Source organism: Streptomyces sp. NPDC091387 (genome assembly GCF_044756945.1).
Lineage (GTDB): Bacteria > Actinomycetota > Actinomycetes > Streptomycetales > Streptomycetaceae > Streptomyces.
In genome coordinates this window covers 247,949-274,054 of record NZ_JBIVTZ010000008.1, presented here as the reverse complement: position 1 = coordinate 274,054, position 26,106 = coordinate 247,949, and the positions used below count along the sequence as shown (strand labels likewise).

Annotated in this window: 25 protein-coding genes and 1 tRNA gene; 13 read left to right on the top strand and 13 right to left on the bottom strand. The window is 71.8% G+C overall.

The genetic code is table 11. The annotated features are described in order from the left end of the window. Nucleotides 1-35: 35 nt before the first annotated feature. Nucleotides 36-161, bottom strand: a complete 126-nt coding sequence (locus tag ACIQM0_RS18685) for a hypothetical protein (protein ID WP_401287776.1) — start codon at nucleotides 159-161, stop codon at nucleotides 36-38. A gap of 94 nt (nucleotides 162-255) precedes the next feature. Further along, entirely contained in the window at nucleotides 256-909 is a 654-nt protein-coding gene (locus ACIQM0_RS18680) for a TMEM175 family protein (protein WP_401287774.1), read from the bottom strand. 340 nt (nucleotides 910-1,249) lie between these two features. Between ACIQM0_RS18680 and ACIQM0_RS18675 the strand changes: the two genes are divergently transcribed. The 8 genes from ACIQM0_RS18675 to ACIQM0_RS18640 all read left to right on the top strand — a co-directional run bounded on the left by ACIQM0_RS18675 (nucleotide 1,250) and on the right by ACIQM0_RS18640 (nucleotide 10,372). Next, the gene (locus ACIQM0_RS18675; RefSeq protein WP_401287772.1) at nucleotides 1,250-2,776 is read left to right on the top strand and encodes an Ohr family peroxiredoxin; all 1,527 of its coding nucleotides are present in this window, start codon (nucleotides 1,250-1,252) and stop codon (nucleotides 2,774-2,776) included. 76 nt (nucleotides 2,777-2,852) lie between these two features. Next, nucleotides 2,853-3,674, top strand: a complete 822-nt coding sequence (locus tag ACIQM0_RS18670; RefSeq protein WP_401287769.1) for an IclR family transcriptional regulator — start codon at nucleotides 2,853-2,855, stop codon at nucleotides 3,672-3,674. Then, complete coding sequence (locus ACIQM0_RS18665) at nucleotides 3,671-4,918, top strand: CaiB/BaiF CoA transferase family protein (RefSeq protein ID WP_401287767.1); 1,248 nt, start codon at nucleotides 3,671-3,673, stop codon at nucleotides 4,916-4,918. Before ACIQM0_RS18670 ends, ACIQM0_RS18665 begins: the two co-directional genes overlap by 4 nt. A 72-nt stretch (nucleotides 4,919-4,990) precedes the next feature. After that, nucleotides 4,991-5,875 (top strand): cyclase family protein, encoded by an 885-nt coding sequence (locus tag ACIQM0_RS18660; protein WP_401287764.1) that lies wholly within the window; start codon nucleotides 4,991-4,993, stop codon nucleotides 5,873-5,875. After that, nucleotides 5,868-7,310 carry an MmgE/PrpD family protein gene (locus ACIQM0_RS18655; RefSeq protein ID WP_401287762.1) on the top strand — a complete coding sequence of 481 codons (1,443 nt, stop codon included), beginning with the start codon at nucleotides 5,868-5,870 and terminating at the stop codon, nucleotides 7,308-7,310. Before ACIQM0_RS18660 ends, ACIQM0_RS18655 begins: the two co-directional genes overlap by 8 nt. After that, nucleotides 7,303-8,769, top strand: a complete 1,467-nt coding sequence (locus tag ACIQM0_RS18650; RefSeq protein WP_401287759.1) for a dihydroorotase family protein — start codon at nucleotides 7,303-7,305, stop codon at nucleotides 8,767-8,769. The genes ACIQM0_RS18655 and ACIQM0_RS18650 overlap by 8 nt, the downstream gene beginning before the upstream one ends. 132 nt (nucleotides 8,770-8,901) lie before the next feature. Continuing rightward, nucleotides 8,902-9,735 carry an HpcH/HpaI aldolase/citrate lyase family protein gene (locus ACIQM0_RS18645; RefSeq protein ID WP_401287757.1) on the top strand — a complete coding sequence of 278 codons (834 nt, stop codon included), beginning with the start codon at nucleotides 8,902-8,904 and terminating at the stop codon, nucleotides 9,733-9,735. A gap of 202 nt (nucleotides 9,736-9,937) precedes the next feature. Continuing rightward, entirely contained in the window at nucleotides 9,938-10,372 is a 435-nt protein-coding gene (locus tag ACIQM0_RS18640) for a sec-independent translocase (protein ID WP_401287754.1), read from the top strand. A gap of 45 nt (nucleotides 10,373-10,417) precedes the next feature. Here the strand turns inward: ACIQM0_RS18640 and ACIQM0_RS18635 are convergent, their stop codons facing one another. The 3 genes from ACIQM0_RS18635 to tatA all read right to left on the bottom strand — a co-directional run bounded on the left by ACIQM0_RS18635 (nucleotide 10,418) and on the right by tatA (nucleotide 12,335). After that, a complete protein-coding gene (locus ACIQM0_RS18635) occupies nucleotides 10,418-11,188 on the bottom strand; it encodes a hypothetical protein (protein ID WP_401287751.1) in 771 nt (256 codons plus the stop codon). Between the two features lie 59 nt (nucleotides 11,189-11,247). Then, nucleotides 11,248-11,826, bottom strand: a complete 579-nt coding sequence (locus tag ACIQM0_RS18630; RefSeq protein ID WP_401287749.1) for a TerD family protein — start codon at nucleotides 11,824-11,826, stop codon at nucleotides 11,248-11,250. 227 nt (nucleotides 11,827-12,053) lie between these two features. After that, nucleotides 12,054-12,335: a Sec-independent protein translocase subunit TatA gene (gene tatA / locus ACIQM0_RS18625; RefSeq protein ID WP_401287747.1), complete on the bottom strand. Its 282-nt coding sequence runs from the start codon at nucleotides 12,333-12,335 to the stop codon at nucleotides 12,054-12,056. 147 nt (nucleotides 12,336-12,482) lie between these two features. Here tatA and ACIQM0_RS18620 point away from each other — a divergent pair, with 147 nt between their 5' ends. Together ACIQM0_RS18620 and ACIQM0_RS18615 are read left to right on the top strand one after the other, a co-directional pair. Continuing rightward, nucleotides 12,483-13,991, top strand: coding sequence for an LCP family protein (locus ACIQM0_RS18620; RefSeq protein WP_401287744.1), 1,509 nt, complete (start codon nucleotides 12,483-12,485; stop codon nucleotides 13,989-13,991). Nucleotides 13,992-14,051: 60 nt separating this feature from the next. Continuing rightward, nucleotides 14,052-15,404, top strand: coding sequence for a hypothetical protein (locus ACIQM0_RS18615; RefSeq protein WP_401287741.1), 1,353 nt, complete (start codon nucleotides 14,052-14,054; stop codon nucleotides 15,402-15,404). A 10-nt stretch (nucleotides 15,405-15,414) separates the two neighbouring features. Here ACIQM0_RS18615 and ACIQM0_RS18610 read toward each other — a convergent pair whose 3' ends face one another. The 3 genes from ACIQM0_RS18610 to ACIQM0_RS18600 all read right to left on the bottom strand — a co-directional run bounded on the left by ACIQM0_RS18610 (nucleotide 15,415) and on the right by ACIQM0_RS18600 (nucleotide 17,412). Then, a complete protein-coding gene (locus ACIQM0_RS18610; RefSeq protein WP_401287739.1) occupies nucleotides 15,415-16,080 on the bottom strand; it encodes a transglycosylase SLT domain-containing protein in 666 nt (221 codons plus the stop codon). Between the two features lie 201 nt (nucleotides 16,081-16,281). Next, nucleotides 16,282-16,638 (bottom strand): ArsR/SmtB family transcription factor, encoded by a 357-nt coding sequence (locus ACIQM0_RS18605; protein ID WP_385343993.1) that lies wholly within the window; start codon nucleotides 16,636-16,638, stop codon nucleotides 16,282-16,284. A gap of 351 nt (nucleotides 16,639-16,989) precedes the next feature. Continuing rightward, nucleotides 16,990-17,412, bottom strand: coding sequence for a DUF6188 family protein (locus ACIQM0_RS18600; protein WP_401287736.1), 423 nt, complete (start codon nucleotides 17,410-17,412; stop codon nucleotides 16,990-16,992). A 91-nt stretch (nucleotides 17,413-17,503) separates the two neighbouring features. On the opposite strand from ACIQM0_RS18600, the gene ACIQM0_RS18595 reads away from it, so the two are divergent. Beyond that, nucleotides 17,504-17,932: a VOC family protein gene (locus ACIQM0_RS18595; protein ID WP_401287733.1), complete on the top strand. Its 429-nt coding sequence runs from the start codon at nucleotides 17,504-17,506 to the stop codon at nucleotides 17,930-17,932. 658 nt (nucleotides 17,933-18,590) lie between these two features. Here ACIQM0_RS18595 and ACIQM0_RS18590 read toward each other — a convergent pair. From ACIQM0_RS18590 to ACIQM0_RS18580, 3 genes are all read right to left on the bottom strand, one after another. Further along, nucleotides 18,591-19,322 carry a VOC family protein gene (locus ACIQM0_RS18590; protein ID WP_363026526.1) on the bottom strand — a complete coding sequence of 244 codons (732 nt, stop codon included), beginning with the start codon at nucleotides 19,320-19,322 and terminating at the stop codon, nucleotides 18,591-18,593. 248 nt (nucleotides 19,323-19,570) lie between these two features. Further along, a tRNA-Pro gene (locus tag ACIQM0_RS18585) sits at nucleotides 19,571-19,644 on the bottom strand. A 49-nt stretch (nucleotides 19,645-19,693) separates the two neighbouring features. Further along, on the bottom strand, nucleotides 19,694-22,327 hold the full coding sequence (locus ACIQM0_RS18580) for an ATP-binding protein (RefSeq protein ID WP_401287731.1): 2,634 nt from the start codon (nucleotides 22,325-22,327) through the stop codon (nucleotides 19,694-19,696). A gap of 109 nt (nucleotides 22,328-22,436) precedes the next feature. Here ACIQM0_RS18580 and ACIQM0_RS18575 point away from each other — a divergent pair, with 109 nt between their 5' ends. After that, nucleotides 22,437-23,009, top strand: a complete 573-nt coding sequence (locus tag ACIQM0_RS18575; RefSeq protein WP_401287729.1) for a DUF309 domain-containing protein — start codon at nucleotides 22,437-22,439, stop codon at nucleotides 23,007-23,009. A gap of 106 nt (nucleotides 23,010-23,115) precedes the next feature. After that, the gene (locus tag ACIQM0_RS18570; RefSeq protein WP_401287726.1) at nucleotides 23,116-23,436 is read left to right on the top strand and encodes a hypothetical protein; all 321 of its coding nucleotides are present in this window, start codon (nucleotides 23,116-23,118) and stop codon (nucleotides 23,434-23,436) included. 27 nt (nucleotides 23,437-23,463) lie between these two features. Here the strand turns inward: ACIQM0_RS18570 and ACIQM0_RS18565 are convergent, their stop codons facing one another. Both ACIQM0_RS18565 and ACIQM0_RS18560 read right to left on the bottom strand, forming a co-directional pair. Next, nucleotides 23,464-24,681: an NAD(P)/FAD-dependent oxidoreductase gene (locus tag ACIQM0_RS18565; RefSeq protein WP_401287724.1), complete on the bottom strand. Its 1,218-nt coding sequence runs from the start codon at nucleotides 24,679-24,681 to the stop codon at nucleotides 23,464-23,466. Further along, on the bottom strand, nucleotides 24,678-26,090 hold the full coding sequence (locus ACIQM0_RS18560) for an NAD(P)/FAD-dependent oxidoreductase (protein WP_401287721.1): 1,413 nt from the start codon (nucleotides 26,088-26,090) through the stop codon (nucleotides 24,678-24,680). Before ACIQM0_RS18560 ends, ACIQM0_RS18565 begins: the two co-directional genes overlap by 4 nt. Between the last annotated feature and the right edge of the window lie 16 nt (nucleotides 26,091-26,106).

The following is a 26,106-nucleotide window of genomic DNA, read 5'->3' as shown; positions in this document are numbered from 1 at the left end:
GTGACGGTCCCCGGCAGCTCGTGGGCCGCGCGGGGTCATGCCTTCTTGGTCGCCGTCTCGCCGTGGATGTAACGGCGGCCGCGGAGCAGCGAGACGACCGCGGCCACCAGGCACGCTGCGACGGCGAAGTCGGAGGCACCTCGGCCGCGTAGGGGTGCCAAGCTGTTCCCGGCCCCTGATGACGGCCAGTCCGAATGCTCCGGTGAGGCGGCCGTTCGCCCGCTTGAGGACACGGGACGCGCGCCCCGGAAGCGGTCAGGGGCGGTTTCGGATCGCTGGTACACCGTGGCGGTGGCGGCCGAGGATGTAGTGGGCGGGGATCAGCGTGAGCCAGAACAACATGGCTGCTTCCGTGCTGACGTAGGCCAACGGAATGGAGAGGCAGAAGATCAGCACTCTGGAGCCGAGCTGCGCGGTGAAGGAGCGGCGGCCCGTGGCGGCGGATGATGCTGCGGGCGACGGGCGCGCCTGGCGTTGCGTGATCAGCAGCAGGATCGCGTGCACCGCGTGGGTCGCGGCCACCGCACCCGCGTACAGGGCGACCGCTTCGGGTTGAGAGGCGTACTCGGCCAGGAGCCCGGTGGGAAAGGGGAGCAGGGCGACCAGGCCGAGGCCGAGAAAGATCAGGCGGGTGACCACGACCGTCTCGGCGGGCAGCGTGGTGAGGATGCGGCGGTGGTCACGCCAGAATCCGGCGATGAGGGTGAAGCTGAGGGCGAAGGCGCCGACGTCGGGAAGCGCGTCGCTCAGGGCTCTGTGGAATGCGGCATCTCCCAGGTCCGTGGGGATCGCCACGTTGATGACGAGCAGTGTCATCGCGATGGCGTAGATGCCGTCGGACAGAAAGATCAAGCGTGCCATGCCCGGGTCGTCGTCGTGGGGGCACGCCTCTGCCACTGGCTCCGTCATATCGACGACAGTAGGGCGTTCCGCCCTGACTGCGATGCATTGAGCATGACTTGGGCGGCTCCGTCCCTGGACGACAGATGAATGCCGGACACCGGCCTTTCCCGGGACGCGGATCGCGGGTGGGCCACACCTCGGCGCCCGCGGTTTCCGCCTTCCCGCAGCCGACACCAAGGCCGCGAGCGAGAAACGGCCGAAATTGATCGAAAGCCAATAACGCAAGTTACCCGTAGGTACTCATTGACTCGGCCATCTGAGGGTTCTTATTGTTCCGTTCAATCGAACGGCGTACCTGTGAACGGAACGGTCTCGGTCGCCACCCCTCGTTCGGGAGGGAGTAATAGTGACAAGATCTGACGTCAGTACCCTTCTGTCCCCCTTCGCGCTTGGTCAAGTCCACTTACGCAACCGGGTGTTCGTTCCCGGGCACACGACGAATTTCGGCCACGCCGACCACCCCACCGAGCGTCATGCCGCGTACCACGGCGAACGGGCTCGCGGGGGTGTCGGGCTCATCATCACCGAGGGCATCCGGGTCCACCCGACCAGCGCCGGCCGCCACATCGGTCTCGGCAGCTTCGACGACTCCTCCATTCCGCACCACGTGGGCATCGCCGAGTCCGTACAGGTCCACGGCACGCGGATGTACGCCCAGCTGCTCCACACCGGCCGCCAGGCCGCCGGGGACGCCACCCGCACCGCCGCCTGGTCGCCGGACCTGCCGATGGGTATCCGCATCGGCGCGGACGAGTTCCTCCCCGGCGGGCTCACGCCCCCCGACATGGCCGAGATCGTCGGCCGGCTGCGGCGGGAATTCCCGCTGCTGTACGTCCACGTGAGCCACGCCGCCCATCACGGCAGCTACTCGCTGGGCACGCAGATGGCGGACATGAGCTTCCGGCACGCCCGATTCCGGCACCACGCGGCCCTGTTCAAGGCGGCGTTCCCCGATCTCCCGGTGCTGGCGGTCTGCCGTCTGGACAGCCTTCCGGAGGCGGCCGACCTCGTCGCGGCGGGAGAGGCGGACCTCGTCGGGCCGGCCCGCCCGCACATCGCCGAGCTGGACGGCTTCGACGACGTCGTCGTGGCGGCCGGCGCCCGTTCCGGGGAGCGCGAACTGCCCTACAGGCCGCCCGTGTTCGACATCCTGGAGACGGTCGCCGGACTCGGGGACCCGGACTCACCGCTCCGCGGTACGGTCCTCGTCCGCGACGACCAGGGCACCTGGGCGGCCTCCTCCGTCGCCGAGAGCCTCGCCCGCGAGGGGGCCAGGGTGCACGTGCTGTCGCCCACCGCGTCCTTCGCCTCGAGGATCACCACGTACTCCAGGCTCGCGCTGACCAGCCGGATGGGCGAACTGGGAATCAGGTCGCACCTCGTGCGGGACGTGGCGGCGGTGCGTGCCGACACCGTCGCCCTGCGTGACACGCTCTGCGGCCACACCGAGGAACTCACCGGCGTCACGGCCGTCGTGGACGTGTCCGGCGGGCGCGCCGGGCGGGCACGCTCCCGTACCGGTTCGCCGGACGTGGCCCTGACCCGGCCGGCCGGGCGCGCCGAGGGCGACACCGGCACCGACCCGGAGGAACTGTTCGCCGCGGGGTACGCGGCCTGCTTCGGCGGCGCGTTGGGCGTGGTCGAACGCCGTCGGCGCGTCACCGCCGGACCGGTCACCGACACCGCGTCCGGCACCCTCGGCACCGTCGCGGCGGGGGCGTACGCGATCGCGGTCCGGCTGACCGTCACGGCGCCCGAGTGCCCGCAGAAGACGTTGGAGGAGCTGGTGGCCCTCACCCACACCATCGGCCCCTACTCCAAAGCCGTTCGAGGCGATATCGAGGTCATCACGGAGGTCGCCGGCGGTTCCTGACACCGCCGGGCCCTCCACCCGCCGTGACCACCCACGCCGGCCCCGCAGACGGGGCGGCCGACCGACCGAGGATCCCATGACCGTCATCGATGACACCGAAGAGCACAACAGCCGCAGCCGTTCCGGGATCGCCCGAGCGCTCGCGGTGATCGACGCCGTGGCACGTGCCCCGCACGCACAGGGTGTCTCGGTGATCGCACGGGAGACAGAGCTTCCGAAGGCGGTGGCCCACCGCATCCTGCGCGAACTCGTGGCGGGGAACTTCCTCGCCTTCGAGGAGGACACCAAGGCCTACCGGCTGGGCCCCGGCGCCCTCACCATCGGGCTCGCCGCGATGCGTGAACTCGACATCGCCACCGTCGCCCACCGCCATCTGGTGGCCCTGTCAGAGCGCACCGGCCAGACCACGACCCTCTCGCTGCGCCAGGGCTGGTCCCGGGTGTACGTCGACCAGGTCCTCTCCCGCCAGGAGATCCGGATGTCGGTGGCACTGGGCACCAGCCATCCCCTGCACGCCGGTTCGTCCTCGAAGGCCATCCTCGCCGCGCTCCCCGACTCCGAGGTGGAGGACTACATCGACCACCACCGTCTGGACAGCGTCACCGACGCCACCATCACCTCCGCCGCGACGCTGCGCGAGGAGATCGCGGTCATCCGCGCCACGGGCTACGCGGTGAGCGTGGGGGAACGGCAGGTGGAGGCCGCCAGCGTCGCCGCCGCCCTGCACGGGCCGATCGGCCAGGTCGTCGGCTCGGTCTCGGTGTGCGGGACGAAGGCCATGTTCAGCGAGGCCAGCAGCAGTCAGCTCGGCGAATGGGTCACCTCGGCCGCCGACAACATCTCCGCCGACCTCGGCTCCGTACGGGACACCGCCGGGGAACGAAAGGACGCACCATGACGACTTCGGCAGAGGCCGGCCCCGCGCGGGAGGCCCCGGACTCCAGACACGGCCCCCTGCGGGGCATCCGTGTCATCGACGCCTCCACCATCCTGGCCGGGCCGCTCTGTGCCCAGCTGCTCGGCGACTTCGGCGCCGACGTGATCAAGATCGAGCACCCCGTCGCCGGGGACGGGATGCGCGGTCACGGCGAGTCCAAGAACGGCATACCGCTGTGGTGGAAGGAGATATCGCGCAACAAGCGCACGGTCGGCCTCAGCCTCTCCGACCCGGACGGGGCCGCCCTCTTCCGCCTTCTGGTGGCGGACGCCGACGTCGTCGTGGAGAACTTCCGGCCCGGCACCCTGGAGCGCTGGGGCCTCGGCCCCGAGGTCCTGCACGGGATCAACCCGGGTCTGGTGCTCGTCCGCGTCACCGGCTTCGGGCAGACCGGCCCCTACGCCTCCCGGGCCGGGTTCGGCACCCTCGCCGAGGCGATGAGCGGGTTCGCCCATCTGACCGGCGAACCCGACGGCCCGCCCACGCTCCCGGCGTTCGGCCTCGCCGACACCATCTGCGGGATCGCCGCCTCGTCCGCCGTCACCATGGCCCTCTACCACCGGGAACGGGACCCTGACCACCGCGGCCAGGTCATCGACATGAACCTGATCGAGCCCATCATGGCCGCCGTCGGGCCGTCCCCGACGGTCTACGACCAGCTCGGCGTCGTGGCGCGACGGCACGGCAACCGCTCCACCAACAACGCCCCGCGCAACACCTACCGCACCAGCGACGGCCACTGGGTAGCAATCTCCACCAGCGCCCAGCGGATCGCCGAACGCGTCCTGGAACTCGTCGGCCATCCGGAGGTCGTCCGGGAGGAGTGGTTCGCCACCGGGGGCGGCCGGGCCGCCCACGCCGATCTGCTCGACGGCCTCGTCGGCGGCTGGATCGCCGAACGCACCCGGGAGAACGTCATCGCCGAGTTCACCGCGGCCGGCGCCGCGGTGGCACCCGTCTACGACGCGCGGGACCTCGTCGAGGACCCCCACATCCGGGCCACCGAGATGCTCACCACCGTGGAGGACGAGGACTTCGGCCCGCTCCTCATGCACAACGTCATGTGGCGGATGTCCGGCACCCCGGGAGCGATCCGCTTCACCGGACGCGCGCACGGCGCCGACACCGAACACGTACTCACCGGGGAACTGGGCGTCGGCCCCGAGGAACTGACGGACCTGCGGGAACGCAAGGTCGTCTCCTGACCGGGGCCGCGGCCACGGCCCCGCCGGGCCGAAGCAGCACTCAGCACCACAGAGACAGAGAGGGGACGCACCATGAACAAGACTGCATCGATCATCCAGCCGGCGCCCATCGGAAGGCGGGATCCGCTCCTGGCAGCGGTACGCGAGGGAGTACGCGTCCTCGACCTCGGCCGCCGGCTCCACATCGGTATGCCCCAGTCGCCCAACCACCCCGCCTACTGGCACACCCTGCCGCGCCGCCACGGTGACCGGGTGCGCGCGGACGGCGGTTCGGCCGCCAACGACATGCTCGTCATGGGCACCCATGTCGGCACCCACATCGACGCCCTCGCCCATGTCTCCCACAACGGGAAGCTGTACGGCGGAGCCGACGCCCGGACCGCCGGGATCGGCGGCGTCTACCCCGACCACGGGGTGCACACCATCGCCCCGATGGTGCGCCGGGGCGTCCTGCTCGATGTGCCCGCGGCGCTCGGCACCGAGGTCTGCGAGCCCGGCCACGAGATCACCGTCGCCGAACTGGAGTCCGCCGAACGCCTTCAGGGCACCCCCGTGGAGCGCGGTGACGTCGTGCTCGTCCGCAGCGGCTGGGGGCGCCGGTTCGACGGCCCGGACCGCGAGGGCTTCATAGGCAACGACTCCGGCGTCCCCGGCGTGGGCGAGGCCGGGGCGCAGTGGCTCGCCGCACGCGGGGTGCACGCGGCGGGCGCCGACTCCATCGCCTTCGAACGGCTGGCGCCGGGGGCCGGTCACGCCAGCCTGCCCGCGCACCGAGTCCTCCTGGTGGAGTCCGGCATCTACATCATCGAGACGCTCGACCTGGAGGAGCTCGCGGCCCGGCAGGTCCACGAGTTCACCTTCGTCCTGTCGCCGCTGCCGCTGTTCGGTGCCACCGGGTCCCCCGTGCGCCCGCTGGCCGTGGTGAGCGACCCGTCGGCGGGAGACGGCCGTGGCTGAGCCCACCCTCGCCCGGCACCTCGCCGAGTTCGCCGCGGAGACCTCGTACGAGGCCCTTCCGCGCGAGGTCGACGACAGCGTCCGCAAACGGGTCGTCGACGTGCTCGGCCTCTGTGTGGCCGCCCACCGGCTGCCCACCTCCGCCGCGATCGTCGAGCATGTCCGCGAACAGGGCGGACGGCCGACGGCGACGGTCGTGGGCGGCGGCGGCACACGGGTGCCCGCCCCGCTCGCCGCTCTCGCCAACGGCGTGCTCGCGCACTCCCTCGACTACGACGACACCCATCTGCCGTCCGTCCTGCACCCCAGCGCCTCCGTCGTCCCCGCCGCGCTCGCCGCCGCAGAGGCCACCGGCGCGGACGGCCGCCACACCGTTCGGGCCATCGCGGTGGGCCTGGAGGTGTGCGTACGGCTAGGCATGGCCGGCTACGACCGCGACTCCGGGAACTCCACCTTCTTCGAACACGGGCAGCACGCCACCTCGATCTGCGGCGCGCTCGGCGGCGCCGTCGCCGCCGGGCTGCTCCTCGGCCTCACCACGGAGGGCCTCGTGGACGTGCTCGGCATCACGGCCTCCATGGCGGGCGGCATCATCGAGGCGAACCGCACCGGCGGCACGGTGAAGCGGCTGCACTGCGGTCTGGCCGCGCAGTCCGCCGTCACCGCCGCCCAGCTGGTGCGCCGCGGCTTCACCGGACCGCCCACCGTCCTGGAGGGGCGCTTCGGGTTCTTCGAGGCGTTCCTGCACGGCGTCTACGACCCCACGGCCATCACCAACGGCCTGGGCACCGAGTGGGCGGTACCCGGCATCTTCTTCAAGCCGTACCCGGCCAACCACTTCACCCACACCGCGGCCGACGCCGCCATGGCGCTGCGCGAGCAGGGCCTGGACCCGGCGCGCGTGGAGCGACTGGTGCTCGGCGTGCCGGCGCCGGTGGTCCGTACGATCGGCCAGCCGATCGACCGCAAGCGCGCCCCCGAGACGGGCTATCAGGCCCAGTTCTCCGGCCCCTACATGGTGGCCGCCGGGCTTCTCGGCGGAGGGCACGGACTCGGCCTGGGGCTGGACGACTTCACCGACGAACTCGCCCGCGACCCCGCCCGCCGGGAGCTGATGGCCAAGGTCGAGGTCGTCGCCGACGACATGGCCACCGGCATCTTCCCCGAGCAGTTCCCCGCGGTGCTCACCGCCCATGACACCGACGGCCGCGTCTGGCGGCAGGAGGTGCTCAGCAACCGGGGCGGCCCCGACCGACCGCTGTCGGACGCCGAACTCGCCCTGAAGTTCCGCGACAACACCGCCGGCCGGCTGTCCGGCTCCGCCGTCGCTCTCGTGATGGACCGGGGTCTGAACCTCGCCGGACTCGACCGTATCCAAGATCTGCTCAGCCCCCTGGCCGAGCTGAAGACAGTGGCAGGAGGCCATCATGACTGACTACGACCTCGTGGTGAGGAACGTCCGGGTCGTCACCGACGAACAGGACGAGCCGGCGGCGGCGGACATCGCCGTCCTGGGCGGGAAGATCGCCGAAGTCGCCCCCGGAATCGACGTCACCGGCGCCGCCGAGGTGGTCGACGGCGGGGGAAAGCTGGCCTTCCCCGGTGTCGTCGACGCCCACCAGCACTGGGGCATCTACAACCCGCTCGACCAGGACGCCGCGAGCGAGAGCCGCGCCTGCGCCCAGGGCGGTGTCACCTCGGCACTGAGCTACATGCGCACCGGGCAGTACTACCTCAACAAGGGCGGCACGTACGCCGACTTCTTCCCCGAGGTGCTGGAACTGACAGAGGGCCGCGCCCAGGTGGACTACGCCTACCACCTCGCCCCGATGTCCAAGGGTCACATCGCCGAGATCCCGGCCCTGGTCCGTGACCACGGCGTCACCTCGTTCAAGGTGTTCATGTTCTACGGCAGCCACGGACTGCACGGCCGCTCGGCCGACCAGAGCTCCTTCCTCATGACGCCCGAGGGCGAGCGCTACGACTACGCGCACTTCGAGTTCGTGATGCGCGGGATCCAGGCCGCCCGTGAGCAGTTCCCCGAGATCGCCGACCAGATCTCGCTGTCCCTGCACTGCGAGACCGCCGAGATCATGACGGCGTACACCAAGCTGGTGGAGGAGGGCGGCGAGCTGACCGGCCTGGCCGCCTACAGCGCCTCCCGCCCGCAGCACTCCGAGGGGCTGGCCGTCTCCATCGCGTCCTACCTCGCCCACGAGACCGGCCTGCCCACGATCAACCTGTTGCACCTGTCCTCCCGCAAGGCGGTCGACGCGGCGGTACGCATGAGCAGGGCGTTCCCCCACATCGACTTCCGCCGCGAGGTCACCGTCGGCCACCTGCTGGCCGACATCGACACCGCACACGGCCTCGGCGGCAAGGTGAACCCGCCGCTGCGTCCCCGCGAGGACGTCGAGGCCCTGTGGGAGTACGTCCTGGACGGGACGGTGGACTGGGTCGTCTCCGACCACGCCTGCTGCCGCGAGGAGTTGAAGTTCGGCGAGCCCGCGGACGACGTGTTCCTGGCCAAGTCCGGCTTCGGCGGCGCCGAGTACCTCCTGCCCGGCATGATCACCGAGGGCACCCGGCGCGGCCTGCCACTGGGCCGGATCGCCGCCCTCACGGCCTGGAACCCGGCCCAGCGCTACGGCCTCCCCACCAAGGGCCGGATCGCCGTCGGCCTCGACGCCGACATCGCGCTGGTCGACCCGGACGGCAGCTGGACCGTCCGCGCGGCCGACTCGGAGTCCGCCCAGGAGTACACCCCCTTCGAGGGCTTCGAGCTGACGGCCCGGGTCACCGACACCTTCCTGCGCGGGAACCGGATCATGGCCGACGGCAAGGTCGGCGGCAAGGCGGTCGGCTCCTATCTGCACCGGCCGACCGGCAGCTGAGCGACGCGGCACGGCCGCCCGCGCACCGCGGTGGGGGCAGGGCCCCCTCCCCCACCACGTGCGCTCCGAGCGGCCGTGCCGGTCGGGCCCAGCGGCCGATTCCATTCGAGCGGGACAGAGAGGCAGCGGCGCATGAGATCCGCCCTGTACGTACCGGGCGACCGCCCGGACATGCTGGCGAAGGCCCTCGGCAGGGGGGCCGACGCGGTGATCGTGGACCTGGAGGACGGCGTCTCCCCCGGCTCCAAGGAGTACGCGCGGGCGACCGCCTCGGCCTGGCTGGAGGGCATCGCACCGGCTGTCCGTCGTGCGGGCCCGGAGATCTGGGTGCGGGTCAACCCCGGCACGGACGCGGTCGCCGACGCCCGCCGGATGGCTCTGCCGGCCGTCAACGGACTGATGGTGGCCAAGACAGAAGGGGTCGGTGACCTCGTCGCCGTGGCCGACGCGCTGTCCGCGGCCCCGTGGATCGCGCTGTGCCCGCTCCTGGAGAGCGCGGCCGCCCTGCTGTCCGCCCCGGTGATCGCGCGCGGGCCGCGGGTGAGCCGCATGCAGCTGGGCGAGGCCGACCTGTGCGCCGACACGGGGATCGAACCCGGTCCGGACCAGAGGGAGTTGCTGTGGCCCAGGGCGCAGCTCGTCCTGGCCTGCGCGGCCGCCCGGCTGGCCCCGCCGCTCGGCCCTGTCAGCACCGACTTCCGCGACCTCAACGCCCTGTACCGGTCCACCACCGCGCTCAAACGCCTGGGATTCGGCGGCCGGAGCTGCATTCATCCCGGGCAGGTCCCGGTCGTCAACGATGTGTTCACCCCGGCGGCCGCCGAACTGGAGCGGGCCCGCGCGCTGATCGAACGGTTCGAGACGTCCGACTCGAGGGTGGTCGTGGACGACTCGGGCCGCATGATCGACGAGGCGGTGGTACGCGGCGCCCGCCGCGTCCTGGCCGCGGGCCCGGACGGCAGGTAGTCGTCGGCCCCGGATCCCGGATGCGCGGTGCGGGCTCCCGGACCCGTGACCGGCCGGAAGGCTTCCCGCCCGCCACTCCGGTGAGCGCGAACGAACCCCCGACACTTCGTTACTTGCGCAACCTATAGAGTATTGGAGACCGAAGCGAGATGCCCGACGGCGCACAGGGCGGCGGGGCAGTGAGGGTCCGAGGAGTGGCACCGTGTTCCCTGATGTGGGCCCGCTTGAAGTCGTGACACTGGTCATCCTCGCGGTACTCCTGTTCGGACCGGACAAACTGCCGGGGCTCATTCAGAACGTGTCGGCGTTCATCCGGAAGTACCGGGAGTTCTCGGAGAACGCACAACAGGAGATCCGGTCCGAACTCGGCCCGGATTTCAAGGACTTCGACTTCGAGGATCTGAATCCCAGGACGTTCGTGCGCAAACACGTCCTGGACGGCGACGGTCCGGGGCTCGACGAAATCCGCGATGCCCTCGACCCGAGACGGGAACTGACGGAGGTCGCGAACGCGGTACGCGGCACGGCCGACGACACGGCGGAGCCCGCCGCACACCGGGGGGCGAGCCCGGTCTCCCTGGGGAAGGACACCCCGGCGCCTGCGGAGCGGCCGCCGTTCGATCACGACGCCACCTGAGTCCACAGCCGGTGGAGGTGCCGCCGCGTCCGCAGGGGTACCGGGCTACTCGGCTCCGGAGGAGCCGGGTCCGGCGAAGTCCGGGCTCGCGTAGCCGGGGGCGGTGAAGCCCCGGTCCGACGGGCGAGCCGAACGGTCACGCGCACTGTCGGCCGGTCCGGGCAGTGCGGGGCGTTCGGACGGGCGGACGCCCTCCCCGGTCAGTGATTCGCGCACCCCACGGTGCAGAAACGGCACCATCCCCCGCTCCAGCAGCACCCGTTGCCAACGCTCGCGTTCCCGCTCCACCTCGGGACGCTCGTCACCGGAGCCGGCGTCGTAGGAGGTGGAGCGGTTGCGCGAAGCCGCCACGATCATCGCGATGACGCCGGCCAGCGCGGCCACCGCCGCCACGAGCGCGGCCGTCCATCCCGCGGTCACCAGCCCGTCCGCGAGATGGGGCTGCGCGCCGCTCAGGCGCAGGCCGTACCCGAGCAGCAGGAAGAGGGCTGCGGCCACGGCCACCACGCTGGGCGTGAGCACCACCAGTGCGGTCATCAGCCCGCCCCGGAAGCCCGACGAACTCCCGGCGCTCGGCGATGCGCCACCGGAGGTGTCCGTCCGGCCGCGGATCCGCAGGAGGTCGCGGTACTCGGTGTCCGCGGCGGCTGCGATCCCGGCGCTCGCCGCCAGCGCGCGGGTACGCAGCTGTTCGGCGTTCACGGCCCCGTCGGCGCGGCTCAGCGCCTCGCGGACCGACGGGGAGTTCAGCGCCTGATCCAGCACGCGCTCGAAGTGGATCCGGTCGCGTGGCTGCACCTGGCCAGGCCCGTTCATACGTGTCCCCCGGTGAGATTGATGCCCAGGGCTGTCGTCCGCCTTGCCGCGCAAGGGACTCAGCCGATGTTCACGCCGTAGTCGGTGGCGATCCCGGCCAGGCCCGACGCGTACCCCTGGCCGATGGCACGGAACTTCCACTCACCGCCCCTGCGGTAGAGGGCACCGAAGACCATGGCGGTCTCCCCGGCGGCGTCGTAGGAGAGTTCGTAGCGGCACATCTCACGGCCGGTCAGGTTGTCCACGACCCGGATGAACGCGTCGCTGACCTGGCCGAAGTTCTGACCGCGCGTCTCCGCGTCGTGAATGGACACGGCGAAGACGACCTGGACGGCCTTCTCGTCGAGGCCGTCGAGGTCGATGAGGATCTGCTCGTCGTCGCCGTCCCCGTCGCCGGTGAGGTTGTCCCCGGTGTGCCGCACCGCACCGTCGGGGCTGGTGAGGTTGTTGTAGAAGACGAAGTGCTCGTCGGAGACGACCTTCAGGTCCGGCCCGCAGACGATCGCGGACGCGTCGAGGTCGAAGTCCCCGCCACCGACCGGCCGGGCGTCCCAGCCCAGGCCGATGGCGACATCCGCGAGCGGGGTGCCGTCCTGGTTGAGGACGACGTTCTGACCCTTGGCAAGGCTGACGCCCATGTGCGCTGCTTCTCCTGAGGCGAGGTGGGGCCGAGCCTGCCGTGGGCCGCTCCGGCGTGACACACCCCATCATAGTTCAGAGCTTGCGCAACCATTGAGGTGTTGTCATGGACGCGCATCACACGACGGACCCCGCGCCCGCGACACCCCGCACACCGGCCACCGTATCCGCCGGGTACGGGGCGAACCGCCACCGGAGGGCTCCCGCACCGACCCCCGATGGAGGCTCAGAGGGGGGTGACGTCGCCCTCCGGGACGGGGCGCGCCGAAGCCGCGTCACCAGGGGCGGCCCGGATCGTCCGCGCCTGCGCCTCTTCGGCCGGAGCGGGCTCCGGGGCGGCCGCCGGCGACGGGGATTCCTCCCCCATCGCCTTCGCCTCGCTCTTGAGGATGCGCATCGACTTCCCCAGCCCGCGGGCGGCGTCCGGCAGCTTCTTCGACCCGAACAGCACGATGATCACGATCGCCGCGATCAGTAGATGCCAGGGTTCCAGTCCGTTACGGAGCATGCGTCAACTCACCCTTCCCCTCAGTCATTCCGGTGCGCGCCTCGGTGACCGCACCCGCCTTTAAGGTTGCTAGATTGCGCAACTGTACAACCTTGAGGCGAGGGCAGTCGTCTCCTCTGGATGAACCGGATGAATGAGAGCGCACACATGACAGGCAGCCACAAGACGGCACCGGACCGCCGCGGCGCTCGGTCGACCGCCCGCGGCCGGCGGCGCAAGCGCGGCCGGATACGGCTCGTGCTCGGGATATTCCTGTCGCTGCTCGCGCTTGTGACCGCGGGGGCCGGCTGGGCCTATTTCAGGCTCAGCGGCAACATCGACACCTTCGGTGCCGACGGGATCTCCGACAACCGGCCCGCGGCCGCCTCGAAGGGCCAGAACGTCCTGGTCATCGGTTCGGACGCGCGGACCGACGGCAACAGCGAACTGGGCGGCGGGGACAAGGGCGACATCGGCCGCTCCGACACCGCGTTCGTGCTGCACGTGTACGCCGACGGCAAGCACGCCGTCGGTGTGTCCATTCCCCGTGACACCCTCGTCGACATCCCCCGCTGCAAACTGCCCGACGGCAGCTGGAGCCGGCCCGAGTCCCATGTCATGTTCAACTCGGCCTACTCCGTGGGCCAGACCGCCAAGGGCAATCCCGCCTGTACCCAGAACACCGTGGAGGCGCTCACCGGGCTGCGCGTCGACCACACCGTCGTCGTCGACTTCAAGGGTTTCTCCAAGCTGACGGAGGTGGTCGACGGCGTCCAGGTGTGCCTGCCGCAGGACGTGTACGAGAAGGACATCAACCCCAACCGGGCCACCCGCGGCAAACGCATCCTCGCCAAGGGGGAACAGACCGTCTCCGGCCGGACGGCCCTGGACTACGTACGGCTCCGGCACGGGATCGGGGACGGCTCCGACATAGGCCGCATCAAGCGCCAGCAGGCCTTCGTCGCCAGCCTGTTGAAGAAGGTGAAGAGTGACGGGCTGACCCCGACCAAGCTGCTTCCGCTCGCGAACGCCGCCACCAAGTCCATGACCGTGGACCCCGGCCTCGGATCGGCCGAGCAACTGATCGCCTTCGCCATGTCCCTGAAGAACATCGACCTGCACAACACCAAGTTCATCACCATCCCCTGGCGGTACGAGGGCGCGCGCGTCGCGATCGTCGAGCCGGACGCCGACGCCCTGTGGGCGGCGCTGAAGGCCGACCGCACCCTCGACGGTCAGGACGCCGGCGGCGAGAAGCCCTCCAGCCGGCCCTCCCCGTCGCCCAGCGCCGACGAACCGCCTTCGGGCGCGGGCATCGCCGTCGCCGTCTACAACGGCACCTCCCACACCGGTCTGGCCTCCCGTGCGGCGGCGGGACTGAAGGCAGCGGACTTCACGGTGACCGGCACCGCGACGGCGAGCACGCAGGACTACCGCACCACCGTCATCGAGTACGGGCCGGGCCAGAAGGAGGGGGCCAGGACCGTCGCCCGGCTCTTCGCCGCCGCGGAACTCCGCTCCGGCACGGCCGCGGGCATCAGCGTGATCCTCGGGCAGTCGTACGCGGACGACCCCACCGCCACCGCCTCCGCAGCACCGACCGCGGTGCCCTCCCAGGTCGCCGACGACGCCCGCTCCGCCGACGACGACCTCTGCGCCAAGCTCTCGTACGGCTGATCCCAGCGCCGCACCCGCCCCACCGCCCCTCTCCCCCTTCGTCCTTTCAGGAGAACTCCCATGCCTGTCATCACCGGAGCCCGGTCAGTGCTCCGCCCTGCCACGGCCCTGGCCGCGATATTCCTGGCCCTCGCCGCGGTGTCGGCCCCCGGACCGGCCCACGCCGCCGACGGAACCGGCACGGTGGCCGAGGCCCTGAGGAAGAGTCCCGTCTATGTCGACCCGCGGGCCGAAAAGCAGCTCTCGACGGCCGACGCCGACGCACTGGCGAAGAAGATCGAGGACGCGGACCGGCCGGTGTTCGTCGCCGTACTGCCCGAGTCCGCCGAGTTCCCGCAGGCAACCCTGCTGAAGGATCTGCGGGCGCTCACCGGTGTCACCGGGGTGTACGCGGTCCGTCTTGGTGACGGCTTCAACGCGGCCACCGATGGGCAGGTCATGTCCCGCGACGCCGTCGCCAACCTCAAGGGGGCGGCCAGGCGCTCCTCACCCGAGGACGCCGGGGCTCAGCTGAACAGCTTCGTCGAACAGGCGCTCCTGCGGGCCGACGGCAGCGCGCCGTCCTCCTGGGCGGCGGACGGCGGGGACGACTCGGGCACCGGGCTGCTGGTCGCCGGCGGCGTGGTCGTCGCCGTCGGAGCGGGCGCGTACGCCCTCCACCGCCGTTCGAGGAAGAAGAAGGAGGAGCGCGAGCGCACCGAGCTGGAGGCCCTGCGTGTCGTGGTGGACGAGGACATCACGGCGTTCGGCGAAGAGCTGGACCGCCTCGGCTTCTCGCCGTCGGAGCCGGGCGCGACGGACGACATGCGGCAGGACTACACCCGCGCGCTGGACGCGTACGACCGGGCCAAGACACAGATGGCCGAGGCCACCCGGCCCCACGACGTCCAGCAGGTGACCGGCACCCTGGAGCAGGGGCGGTTCACCCTGGCCACCCTGGCCGCCAGGCGCGGCGGTGACCCGCTGCCCGGACACCGGCTCCCCTGCTTCTTCGATCCCCGGCACGGCCCGTCGGCCAGCGATGTGCGGTGGGCCCCGGAGGGAGGCGCGCCGCGGCCCGTTCCCGCGTGTGCCGCGGATGCCGCGCGCATGGCCGACGGCGGGGAACCGCAGTCCCGGATGGTCGACACCGGCCACGGCAGGCAGCCCTACTGGAACGCGGGCCCCGCCTACACGCCCTGGGCAGGAGGGTACTTCGGCGGCGGCGGGGGCGGCATGCTCGGCGGCCTGCTCGTAGGCACCATGCTCGGCAGTGTGATCAGCGCGCCCTCGGCATTCGCCGCCACCGGCGCGCCGGCCGAGGATCTCCCGGACGGCGGGGACTTCTCGGGTGCCGGTTTCAACCCGGCAGACTTCGGATCGGGCTTCGGGGGCGGGGACTCCGGCAGCGACTTCGGCGGCGGGGACTGGTGACCGGCGCCGGTCATGTCCGTAGCGCTGCCGCGGCCTCGGCCCAGTTGGCGTGCAGCCGGTCCAGGTAGGAGCGGGCCTGGCCGCCCGGTGCCACGCCGCGGGCGAACGCGCTCATGTTGCCCGCCCCGGCGTTGTAGCCGAGGGCCGACAGTTCGTCCCTGGTGTACGGACCGGCCCACCGGGCGGGCAGCTGGGCGGCGAGGTCGTGCAGGTGCCAGGCGGCCGCCTCGATGGCCAGGCCCCGGTCGTCGGGCAGCTCCTCCCATCTCCGGTCGGCGAAGCCGTGCGCGCGTTTCGTCTCGTCGAAGGCCGCCCGGTGCATGTTGGCGATGCCGAACGACGCCTCAGGCTTGCTGCGCTGCCAGGCCCGTTCCAGTTCGGGGTCGTGCGGTTTGTACGACTCGTTGTAGAGGATGGCCATCAGCAACGTGGGGTTGATGCCCGCCTGGCGGGAGGCGGAACGGACCGGCGCGGCGAAGTCCGCCGGATCGTAGCGAACGCCGCGTGCCGGTGCGCTCGGGCTGCTAGCGCTGCGGGGCGGGGAGGAGGACGCGCCGGACGCGGGGCGCGACGGGGCATCAGGCATGGAGGGGTGGCCGCCGCACGCGACGCCCCAGACAGCCAGGGCGGCCACCGGTACGACCAGCCAGCGCCGACGCGCCCCGGAATCCGCCATGTTCAGGCCCTCCCTGGGCGGTACCGGTGTACGTCCGGCGCCCGGAACGGACCCGGCGGCCATCGCCGACGACGCCGGTGCTCACCGGCGGTCACCTGCGGCACGGCCACCGGCCGCCCAGTCCGACCACCGTGTCCGCCGTGTCTTCCATGTCCGCTGTTCCGGGCGGCCGACGGGATCGGTAGCGGAGCCACGGCGGCCTCAGGCGAACAGGTCACGGATCCGGCGGGACGGAGCCTGCGCGGCACGGTCGGCCAGCTGTCCGACCATCAGCCGCACCACCGTCACCACGTCGGTGTCGTCGACGAAGTAGACCTGCCGCCGGCCCTCCCGCCGGGAGCGCACGAGACCGGCCAGCTTCAGCTTCGTCAGATGCTGGCTGACCGCGGGCAGCGCACCGCCCACGCGCTCCGCCAGTCCCGTCACATCGCTCTCGCCCTGCGCGAGCGTCCAGACGATGTGCAGCCGCGCGGGTGACGCCAGCAGTCCGAACGCGGCGGCGGCCTCTGCCAGCACCTCGGCAGGCGGGTCCCCGAAGTCGCCTGCACCTGCCGCCATCGCCGCTCTCCCGTCCAGTCAGTGTCGCGCTCCCGAACCCGAAGCCGAGCAGCCCAAGTGTAGGGCGCACTGTCTCCGTGGCCTCGCGACAAGGGAATCACGCGGCAGGCAGGGCCACTCTGAACGCCGGACTGCTCGGGTCATCGATGTACGACAGGGTCCCGCCCTTACGGCCGACATGGAGGACGAGGGAGCCCGTCACGGACTGCCCCGGCCGGTCCTCGGCACTGACGTCGGGGCCCTGCGTGGTGTGCTGAGTAGTCGCGTTCCGCGGGGACGTCCGCACGTCCTCCCACTTGACGGCTCCGTCCGTCGAAATGGTGCCGACACTGTGCTCGACGTTCTTGATCGTCAGGGTGAGAACGAGGAATTGCTTCTTCTCGCCGTACTCGGCGCCGATCCGCCACCCGGTACGGAGCTGAGGAAGCAGCGGCCTCGCAGAGCGACGGTCCAACCGGGGCCACCGGGAACCACCGGGACGTCCAGCCGCCACCCACTGGCAAAGCGCACCGTCAGAACGCCTGAATCCGCGGCGTGAACCTCAGCGATCACCTGATCAAGCAGCTTCGGCACCCACTCCAGGTTGATCCGAGCGGAAGCGTCCACGAGATACGTCTTACCGTCTGCGGTCAGCTCGGCAGGACCCCGCACCTCGATCCCGTTCGAACCGATGTGCAGCCGCATCGTGTTGCCGACGATCACCTCGCCCACACCCACCCCGCGCATTGAGCGGACCTCCCAGCCGTCCTCCACGCGGTCGATTCCGTTCTCCATACGGCAAGGCTACGGACCCGGACCAGCAGCGCTCCGCCCCACCGATGGGCTGCGACGCCAAGGGTTCCGTCGCTCTCGGTAGGGTGCGCTCATGGCAGCGATCAAGAAGTTCCAAGTCACCTTTGACTGCGCGGAACCTGAGCGTCTCGCTCGCTTCTGGTGCGAGGTATTGGGGTACGTCGTGCCACCGCCACCCGAGGGGGTTGCCACTTGGGACGATTTCAAGCGTGCGCAGGCACCTGAGCAGCAAGATGCGTGGTTCGCCTGCATAGATCCCTCGGGTGTGGGCCCGCGGCTGTACTTCCAGCGCGTGCCGGAGGGAAAGGCCGTCAAGAACCGTGTGCATCTTGATGTGCGGGTCGGCACCGGTCTCGTGGGTAAGGAGCGTCTCGCCGCACTTGAGGCCGAATGCGCGCGGCTGGTCCCTCTCGGCGCGGTTCACGTGCAAACGCTGTATGACGGCAATGATGCGTGCATCCCGATGCTGGACATCGAGGGCAACGAGTTCTGTATCGACTGAGCATTCTCCGGTCCGGGGAAGCGGGGACCGCCTTTCCTGGCCTACGGCCTCGTACGGGGCGGGTGTCCCCCCGCGAGGGCGAGGTTGTGCGGCAGGGCGATGCCGAGCATGGCGGTCTGAACGCCGTCGCCCTGCAGGCGCGTCGTGGTCGACGGCTTCCGTACTCCGCTCGTCGCGGACGCCCTGTGCCGGCCCCTGGCGCGGCCGTCCTCCGCGTGGGGACCGGATCGGGCGTTCCCGCCGCGTCGCGGCGGTCGTGCCTTCCTACGCCGTGGGCGCCCTGATGGCCATCGAGCACAACGTCATCTGCCTCGTGCTCAACGTGACAGTCGCACACCTGATCGAGCGGGGTGTGCCCCTGCGCCGCCACGCGGTACCCCTCGACCTGCCCAGGCCGACGTCGGGCTGCGCTGGCGCCGCCGTGTCAACGACGATCCGGCCTCACGTCGGCTACGTGATCGGGTGCGCGAAACCGTCGACCAGCTCACCTCCCTCCCGGACGGATGACCGAGTCGCTCTTTGACCTGCTCATGCAGGGTTCAGCTCAGCACCCGGATATGCGCAGACGGCACGGCGCGGCACAGGAGACCCCGTGCATCCCCACGTACATCCGTGCCAGCTGAAGCGTGGCGCGGAAGCCTGTGGCCGGTCCGGCGGATCACGGCCCGGAGGGGCGGAGATCCAGGCCGGCGACCGATACCGAGGGCGGATCGCCCTCGGTGAGCAGCAGGGCGGTGAGCGCGTCGGCGGGACCGGGCGTGAAGTGCACTTCCCCGCCCGGGAGGGGCACCACGTTCCTTGCTCCGTCGACCGGGATGCCGACCAGTTCACCCAACCAGGCTGCGGACAGTGCCGGTTGGGGCGTTTCGATGACGAACCCGGCCAGGTCATGCGGCCCGCGCGCGACTCGTCCCACGCTGTACCGGTCGAGGATCGTCTGCCGGTCCGGGGTGTACGTGATGAAGAAGGGCGCCCATGCGGGAGCGTCCCTCAGCACGGCTTCCGTGAACGACACCGGCGAGCCTTCACGGGCGAAGACATGCAGGTCCACCTCGTGGCCGGCGCGGCGGAGCCGCTCCGCGGTGGCGCTCACGTCCGTCACGTGCACGGCGAAGTTCAGCGCACCTCCGCCCGCGGCGAGGAGCGCGTCCACATGCGGCATCCACCCGGCCATGGCCCGGCCGAAGGGCGAGTCGGCGAACTCGGCGCGGTCCTCCACGGTGAGGATCTCCACATAGCGGGCGTCGAGCCGCCAGGCGCCGTTCCGGAACCCCATGTGCGGCGGGTTGGCGTGCGCGGGAAGGCCGGCCGCCGCGTACGCCTCGGTGGCCGCACCGACATCGGGGACGCAGTGCAGAAGGTGGTCGAACTCCGACGATTCGGAATGCATTGCACGCTCCTGGAGAGATGCCGTGGGCAGGGATCGCACCACCGACAGTCTCTCCTGTCGCAGCGTCGGGACCCAGGCGCGGAGTGTACGCAGAATCACGGCCGCCGGGGTGGCGCTCTCGGCCCGTTTCAGCGTGCCGCGCGCGCACCGCGCTCTCAAGGACGCCGGTCCCCAGCTGGTCCCCAGAAATGATCAAGGGCCGGTTTCGGATTGCTCCGAAACCGGCCCTGATCTACGACTGTCACCAGTCGGGACGACAGGATTTGAACCTGCGACCCCTTGACCCCCAGTCAAGTGCGCTACCAAGCTGCGCCACGTCCCGCTGCGACTCCCCCGGTGTCACCGGGGTGCTGCGCAGGACAAACATTACCTCACTCGGTGGACCGGATCGACGCCCGTGCCTGCTGGGCGCGGGTCGCCAGGGATTCCGCGCCGCAGGCCGTGGCCAGCTTGTGCGCCCGCGCGAGTTCTCGCGGGGAGCGGGTCGCGATGCCGTGCTCGACGAGGGCGACCGCGAACTCGTAGCCGGACGGGGACGCCTCCAGATGGCGGACCGCCTCGCCGAGCAGGCGTTCGGCCTCCTCCGGAGGGGCGAAGAGCGAGACGCAGCGCAGTGCCTCACCGATCGCGGTATCCGTTCCGAAGCGCTCGGCGTGCACCCGGGCCCAGTTGGCGATCCGGGCGGCGCGGGCCGGGTCCTCGTCGGCGAGCGCGCGTGCCAGGTCGCCGGCCCAGGGGCCCCAGATGCCGTTGAACCTGCCGCGCGGTTCGAGGGCCAGTCCAGCGGCTTCCAGCTCCGTGACGGCTTCCTTGAGACGGCCTTCGGCGAGCAGCAGGCGACCTCGTACGCACGGGGCGTCGGGGAGGACCATGGCGCTGGGATAGGGCAGGCCGAAGTGGTACTGGTCCGCGATCTTGCGGGCCTCCGTGACGCGGCCGCGGGCCAGCAGGGTGTCGATGAGCAGGCAGGCGGCGTCCCAGTGGACGGGCAGTCCGCTGCCGACCCGGTCGGCGAGGCGCAGGCCCTCGCGCAGGAAGCCCTCCGCTTCCGCGAGGCGGCCGCGACGGCGGTTGACCAGGCCGAGGAGTGTATGGGCGAAGGCCAGGTGGGCGCCGCTCCAGCCGGAGATCTCGAAGGCGCGCACCGCTTCGCCGAAGAGCTCCTCCGCGCGGTCGAGCCGGTCGGTGAAGGCGTAGGTGATGCCGAGCAGCGTGGGGAGCTCGAAGCCCCATTCCGTATCGGTCCAGCCGAGACCGCGGGCGGGATGGCCGTTGACCAGTGCGCGTTCGCAGAGGTCGACGATCAGCTGGGAGTTCTCGCCGCGCAGCATGGCGTCGAAGGCACGCAGGGTGAGCAGGGCCCGCTCGGCGTTGTCCCGGCCGGCGAGGTGGTCGGCGTTCGCGGCGAGCCTGCGGGAGCGGCCCGGACCGTCCTCCTCGGTCGCCTGCATGCCCTCCCAGAGGAAGTGCGCGGCTTGGAGTCGCATCAGGCCGGGGCCGGGCGCGGTGCGCTCGGCCTCCGCCGCGAGGGCGAGCGCCGCCTCCTTCAGCTGGTTGTTGTGGGACAGCGCGGCGGCGAGCCGGAAGGTGGCGTCGACCCGCAGGTCGTCGGCGAGACCGGGGAGGTCGAGCGCGGCCCGCAGATGCTGCACCGTGGTGGGCGGCGAGCTGAGCAGCGTGGCACAGCCCAGTTCGTAGAGCAGGGTGGCGCGCACATCGTGGCGCGGCGGTTCCTGAAGGGCCCGTTCCAGACAGCGGCGGGCGGCCTCGGGAGCACCGACCGCGAGGTGCTGGTTGGCCGCCGCCCGGAGCTGCTCGACCAGCTCGTGGTCGTCGTCCGGATGGACTTCGAGCAGATGCCGGGAGGCCGCGGCGGGGCCGAGACCGGCCCGGGTGATCGCCCAGGCGGCCCTGCCGTGCATGGCGGTGCGGGTGGCCGGCGGAATCGAGCGGTACACGGCGGTGGCGATCAGCGGGTGCACGAACTCCAGCGGGTCGAAGCCGCTGACGATGCGGGCCTCGCGCAGCCGGGCCGTGCAGTCCGCCGCCTCCGCGGGACTCATTCCGGCCAGGGTGGCGGCGAGGTCCTGGGAGATGTCGGTGCCGAGCACCGCGGCGGCCCAGGCGAACCGGTTGGCATTGGTGCCGAGCCGTTCGAGCCGGGCGACGAGTCCGCTGCCGCGGGCCGACGCACCGAGTTCGCGCAGCAGCCCGGCGGACTCCTCCAACGGGGCCAGCTCGCGGTCCTGGACCTTGGCGACGAGTTCGACCGCCTCGTACGGGTTGCCGCCGGTGACGGCCCAGACCTCGCGGCAGAACGGGTCGTCGGCATGTTCGCCGAGGCCCGCGCGGACCAGTTCCGCGGTGGCGTCCGGAGTGAGGGCCCGCAGGGCGACCCGTACCTGTGCCGGATGGCCGCCCGCGGCGGTGCGCGCCGCTTCCCGGGCGGCGAGCTCTTCCGGGCGGTGTGCCTGGACGACCAGGACCCGCAGTTCTCCGAGCCGGGCGGTGAACGAGTCCAGCCAGGCGAGGGATTCGCCGTCGGCCCAGTGCGCGTCGTCGATGAGGAGCAGCAGCGGGCGGTGGCTCAGCCGGGAGGCGAGCCGTGAGACGACCCAGTCGAGACCGTCGCGCACACCCTGCGGATCGGGCTGCGGGCCGGTCGGTTCGACGAGTCCCAGGGCGGGTGCGGCGATCTCGTACCAGGAGCCGAACAGGGCACGGACGTCGTCGGTGGGGAGTTGTTCCAGTGCGGGCTGCAGCAGTTGGCGTACGACGTGGAACGGTACGGAGGTGACGGTCTCGCCGCCCCGTGCGGACCAGACGGTGCACCGGTCGATCGCCATGGCCTGGATCTCGGCCAGCAGTGCTGTCTTGCCGATGCCTGCTTCACCGCTGAAGATCAGTAACCCGCCGGACGCCTGGGCGCCGCAGAGTGCGTCGACTGCTTGCGCGGCGGCGGCCAGTTCCGGTTCGCGCTCGTACAGCGGCCGGGACGGTTTCATGCCTACCCTCCCCCAAAGTGGTACGGACAACTGTCGAGAATAGTCGTGCGCGGGGGCCCACCAACAGTGGTTCCGGGAGTTCACCGCAGGTGCGGGGCACAATCGAGGGGTGGACGAGACTCGCAGGGACCGCGACACCGAAGGCCGGGCGCACAACGCGCGCCCCCGTGACGGGCTGGGGCGCCCTCTGCCGTACGGCTCGCCGGGGGTGGAGCGGCAGCCCGAGGGTGTGGTCCGTGCCCCGGAGGAGACCGTCCGGGAGGCGCAGCGGCTGCTGGACGCCGGGATGCCGTTCCACGCCCATGAGGTTTTCGAGGACGCGTGGAAGTCGGGCCCCCTGGCGGAAAGGGAGTTGTGGCGCGGGCTGGCCCAGCTGGCAGTCGGTCTGACCCATGCCGCCCGGGGCAATGTGACGGGCGGGGCGCGGCTGCTGCGGCGGGGCGCGGCCGCGCTCGCGGAGTTCACCGCGCGCGGTGATGCCGGCATGTCCGGGGGCGCGCGCCCGTCCGAGGCGGTCCCGTCGGCGGACTCCGGCGGCTCCTCCGGACCCTCGGCGCACGGGATCGGTGTCAGTGCGCTGGTCGGCTGGGCGCGGGAGCTGGCCGGGCGGGTGGAGGAGGCGGGCGCGGAGCCCGTCGACGCCGCTGTCGAGGCGCCGCGGCTGCGGGCCGGGCGCCGGTAGCCGGGACGGTGGCGGGCGGCGGACACGCGTCCTTTCCCTCCCCTTGACCGAGAGCTTGACCGAGAGCGGTGAACAGGGCCGCGCGAAGCTATTACCATCCCGCGTCATGAGCACTTCTGACCAGGACCAGGCCGTGGACACCCCGATACCCACACCCGACGCCGAGGAGCGGCGGCTGACGCCGCGCCAGGCGAGACGGCTGCGCATCGTCCTGTCCTCCGTCGGCATGGCCGCGATGGCGGTCGTCCTGGGGCTGCGGATCGCGAGCCGGTCCTCGGTGCTGGTGGTCGGGGTGTACGGGCTGGCGCTGATCCTGTGCGGGATCGTGATCGAGCTGAGCAGGAACGGCCGTACCCGGCTGGGCAGTTGGCTGCTGGGCATCGGGCTGGTGGCGGCGATCGGCTCGGACTGGCTGCTGATTCCCTGAGGTGAGCGGCGCCGGCCCCTTGCGGGGTCAGCGCACGGAGATCCGTACGGTGTCGCCGTGCGGATCGGCCCGGTCCAGCCAGTCGGCGGACAGCGGGAGGGAGACGCCGGGCCGGGCGGGCGGCAGCAGCCGCTGCCGGTGCAGCAGCCGCCCGCTCTGGCGGACCACGAGCAGCGGGGCGGTCAGCCGCCGCTCGGTGCGCAGGACGAAGCGGTTGTTCAGGGGCCGGTCGCCGTCGGGGCCGATGAGATTGGGCGCGATCCACGTCAGCGGGGCCTCGACCGTGAGCGCCGTACGGCCGGCGGGCCAGGACCCGGTGGCGAGGTGGCGCAGTACGGGGGCGGCGACGGCCCGCCCCTCGGCCGCCGCCGTGCCCGCGCGCTCCACGGCGTGCAGCAGATTGCCGATGGCGAAGACGCCTTCCGCGCCGGTGCGGTACGCGGCGTCGTGGGCGGGGCCGCGGGTGCCGGGGTCCAGGGCGACCGCGCCTCGCCGGGCCAGTTCGTGGTCGGGGATCCAGTCTCCCGTGAAGACCACGGTGTCGCAGCGGAGCGTGGTGGTGCGGCCGTCGTGGTGGCGCACCGTGACGCCGGTGAGCCGCCCGCGCCCGGTCAGCCCGGTCACGGTGGTGCGGCTGAGCACCGGGGCGCCGGGGCCCCGGCGCAGCACGGCGAGGGGTACGGGCGGGTGGCCGGTCACCAGGGCGGCCACCTCGACTCCGGCGGCGCGCAGGGTGTCGGCCGCCGTGTGGGCGACGGGTTCGGTGCCGACGACGACCGCTCGTGTGCCGATGTGCTGGTGGTGGAGGTGGACGGCCTGCTGGAGCTCCCCGGTGGTGTAGACGCCGGTGGGGCGGGTGCCTGGGACGAGCCGGGCGCTGCGGGGGCGTTCCCGGGCGCCGGTGGCGAGGAGGACGGCGCGGGCGGTGATCCGTTCCAGTCCGCCCGGTCCGGTGGCGTCGAGGGTGCGCGGTCCGGCCCAGCCAGTGACGGTGATGCCGGTGCGCAGGGTGGCGCCGGCCCGTTCGGCGGCGGCTGTGCACCGCAGGGCGTACTCGGGCCCGCTCGTGCCGCGGCGGCTGCCGAAGCCGCCGTGGTGGCAGTGGCGCGGGATGCCGCCGGCGCTCTGCTCGCGCTCCAGGACCTCCACCCGCACCCCGCAGGAGCCGAGTTCGGCCGCCGCGCCGAGTCCGGCGGGGCCCGCGCCGACGATCAGCACGTCGACCGTACGCTCGCGACGGGTCATGTCCGCGTCCCCTCGATGAGTGCGCGGAGCCCGGCCCCGCAGTGGAAGCCCTGGCAGCGCCCGTTGCCGGCCCGCGTCCTGCGTGCCAGTCCTTCGGCCGAGCGCGGTGGGAGCACGGAGTCCAGCGCGTCGCGGATCTCGCCCGCGGTGACGCGTTCGCAGTGGCAGACCACGGTGCCGTAGGCGGGGTCCTCGGCGATGAGTCCGGCGTTCAGGTAGGGGCGGTCGCTCGTCTCGCCGAGGCCCGGCATGGTGACGGGCGGCAGTGCGGCCGGGTCGCCCAGGTCGAGGCCGGTCCGGGCGAGAAGGCCGGTGACGTGTGCGGCGATGGCCATGGAGGCGGTCAGGCCGGTGGACCGGATGCCGCCCACGGAGACGTAGCGCCGGTCCGGGTACTCCTTGATCCGGAAGTCCTCGTGTCCGGTGGCCGCCCGCAGCCCCGCGTAGACGGCGGTGACCTCCTCGTCGATCAGCCGCGGCAGGATTCTGCGGCCCTTCTCCCGCAGCAGCGCGATTCCGCCCTCGGTCGACTCGGTGGCGTCCTTGTCGTCGAGGTCCTCTGCGGTCGGGCCGAGCAGCACATTGCCGAAGACGGTGGGTGCCACCAGGACGCCCTTGCCCGCCGCGGTGGGGACGGGGAGCAGGATGTGGCGGACGAGGTCGCGGGCGAGTTTGTCGTACACGACGAGCTGTCCGCGGCGCGGTGTGACGGTGAAGGCGTCGTGGCCGAGCAGCCGGTCGATCTCGTCGGCGTGCAGTCCGGCGGCGTTGATCAGCCGGTGGGTGCGGAGCGGGCCGCGGCTGGTGGTCAGTGTGTGGATGCCGGTGCCGGGGTCGATGCCCGTGACGCGGCAGTCCAGGTGCAGATGGACGCCGGCCAGGACCGCCTGGGTGGCGAAGGCGAGCGGGGTGGTCCAGGGACAGATGACGGACTCGTCGGGGATCTCGAGTGCGCCGAGGGCGCCCGGCCCCAGGTGGGGTTCGAGCTCGGCGAGGCGGTCCGCGTCCAGGAGCCGTGCCGCGTGGTAGCCGTTGGCCTCGGCCTTCGCCAACAGGGCCGGCAGCGCTTCGAGTTGTTCGCTGTCCCAGGCCACGAGGAGGGCGCCGACACGTTCGACGGGGATGCCCGTCTCTGCGGCGTATCCGGCGAGTCTGCGCTGCCCCTCGCGTACCAGCCGGGCCTCCAGTGAACCGGGCACGGCGTCGAACCCGGTGTGCAGGATGGCGGTGTTGGCCTTGGAGGTGCCGTTGCCGATGTCGTCCGAGGCCTCGACGAGAGCGGTGCGGACACGGTAGCGGGCCAGCTCACGGGCGATGGCGGTGCCGACGACTCCGGCGCCGATGACCGTGACGTCGTAGGGCGGGCCGTCGGGCAGTGGCTGCCCGGCCGTCGTGACGGTGCGGTTCACCGGCGGCCCCCGGCAG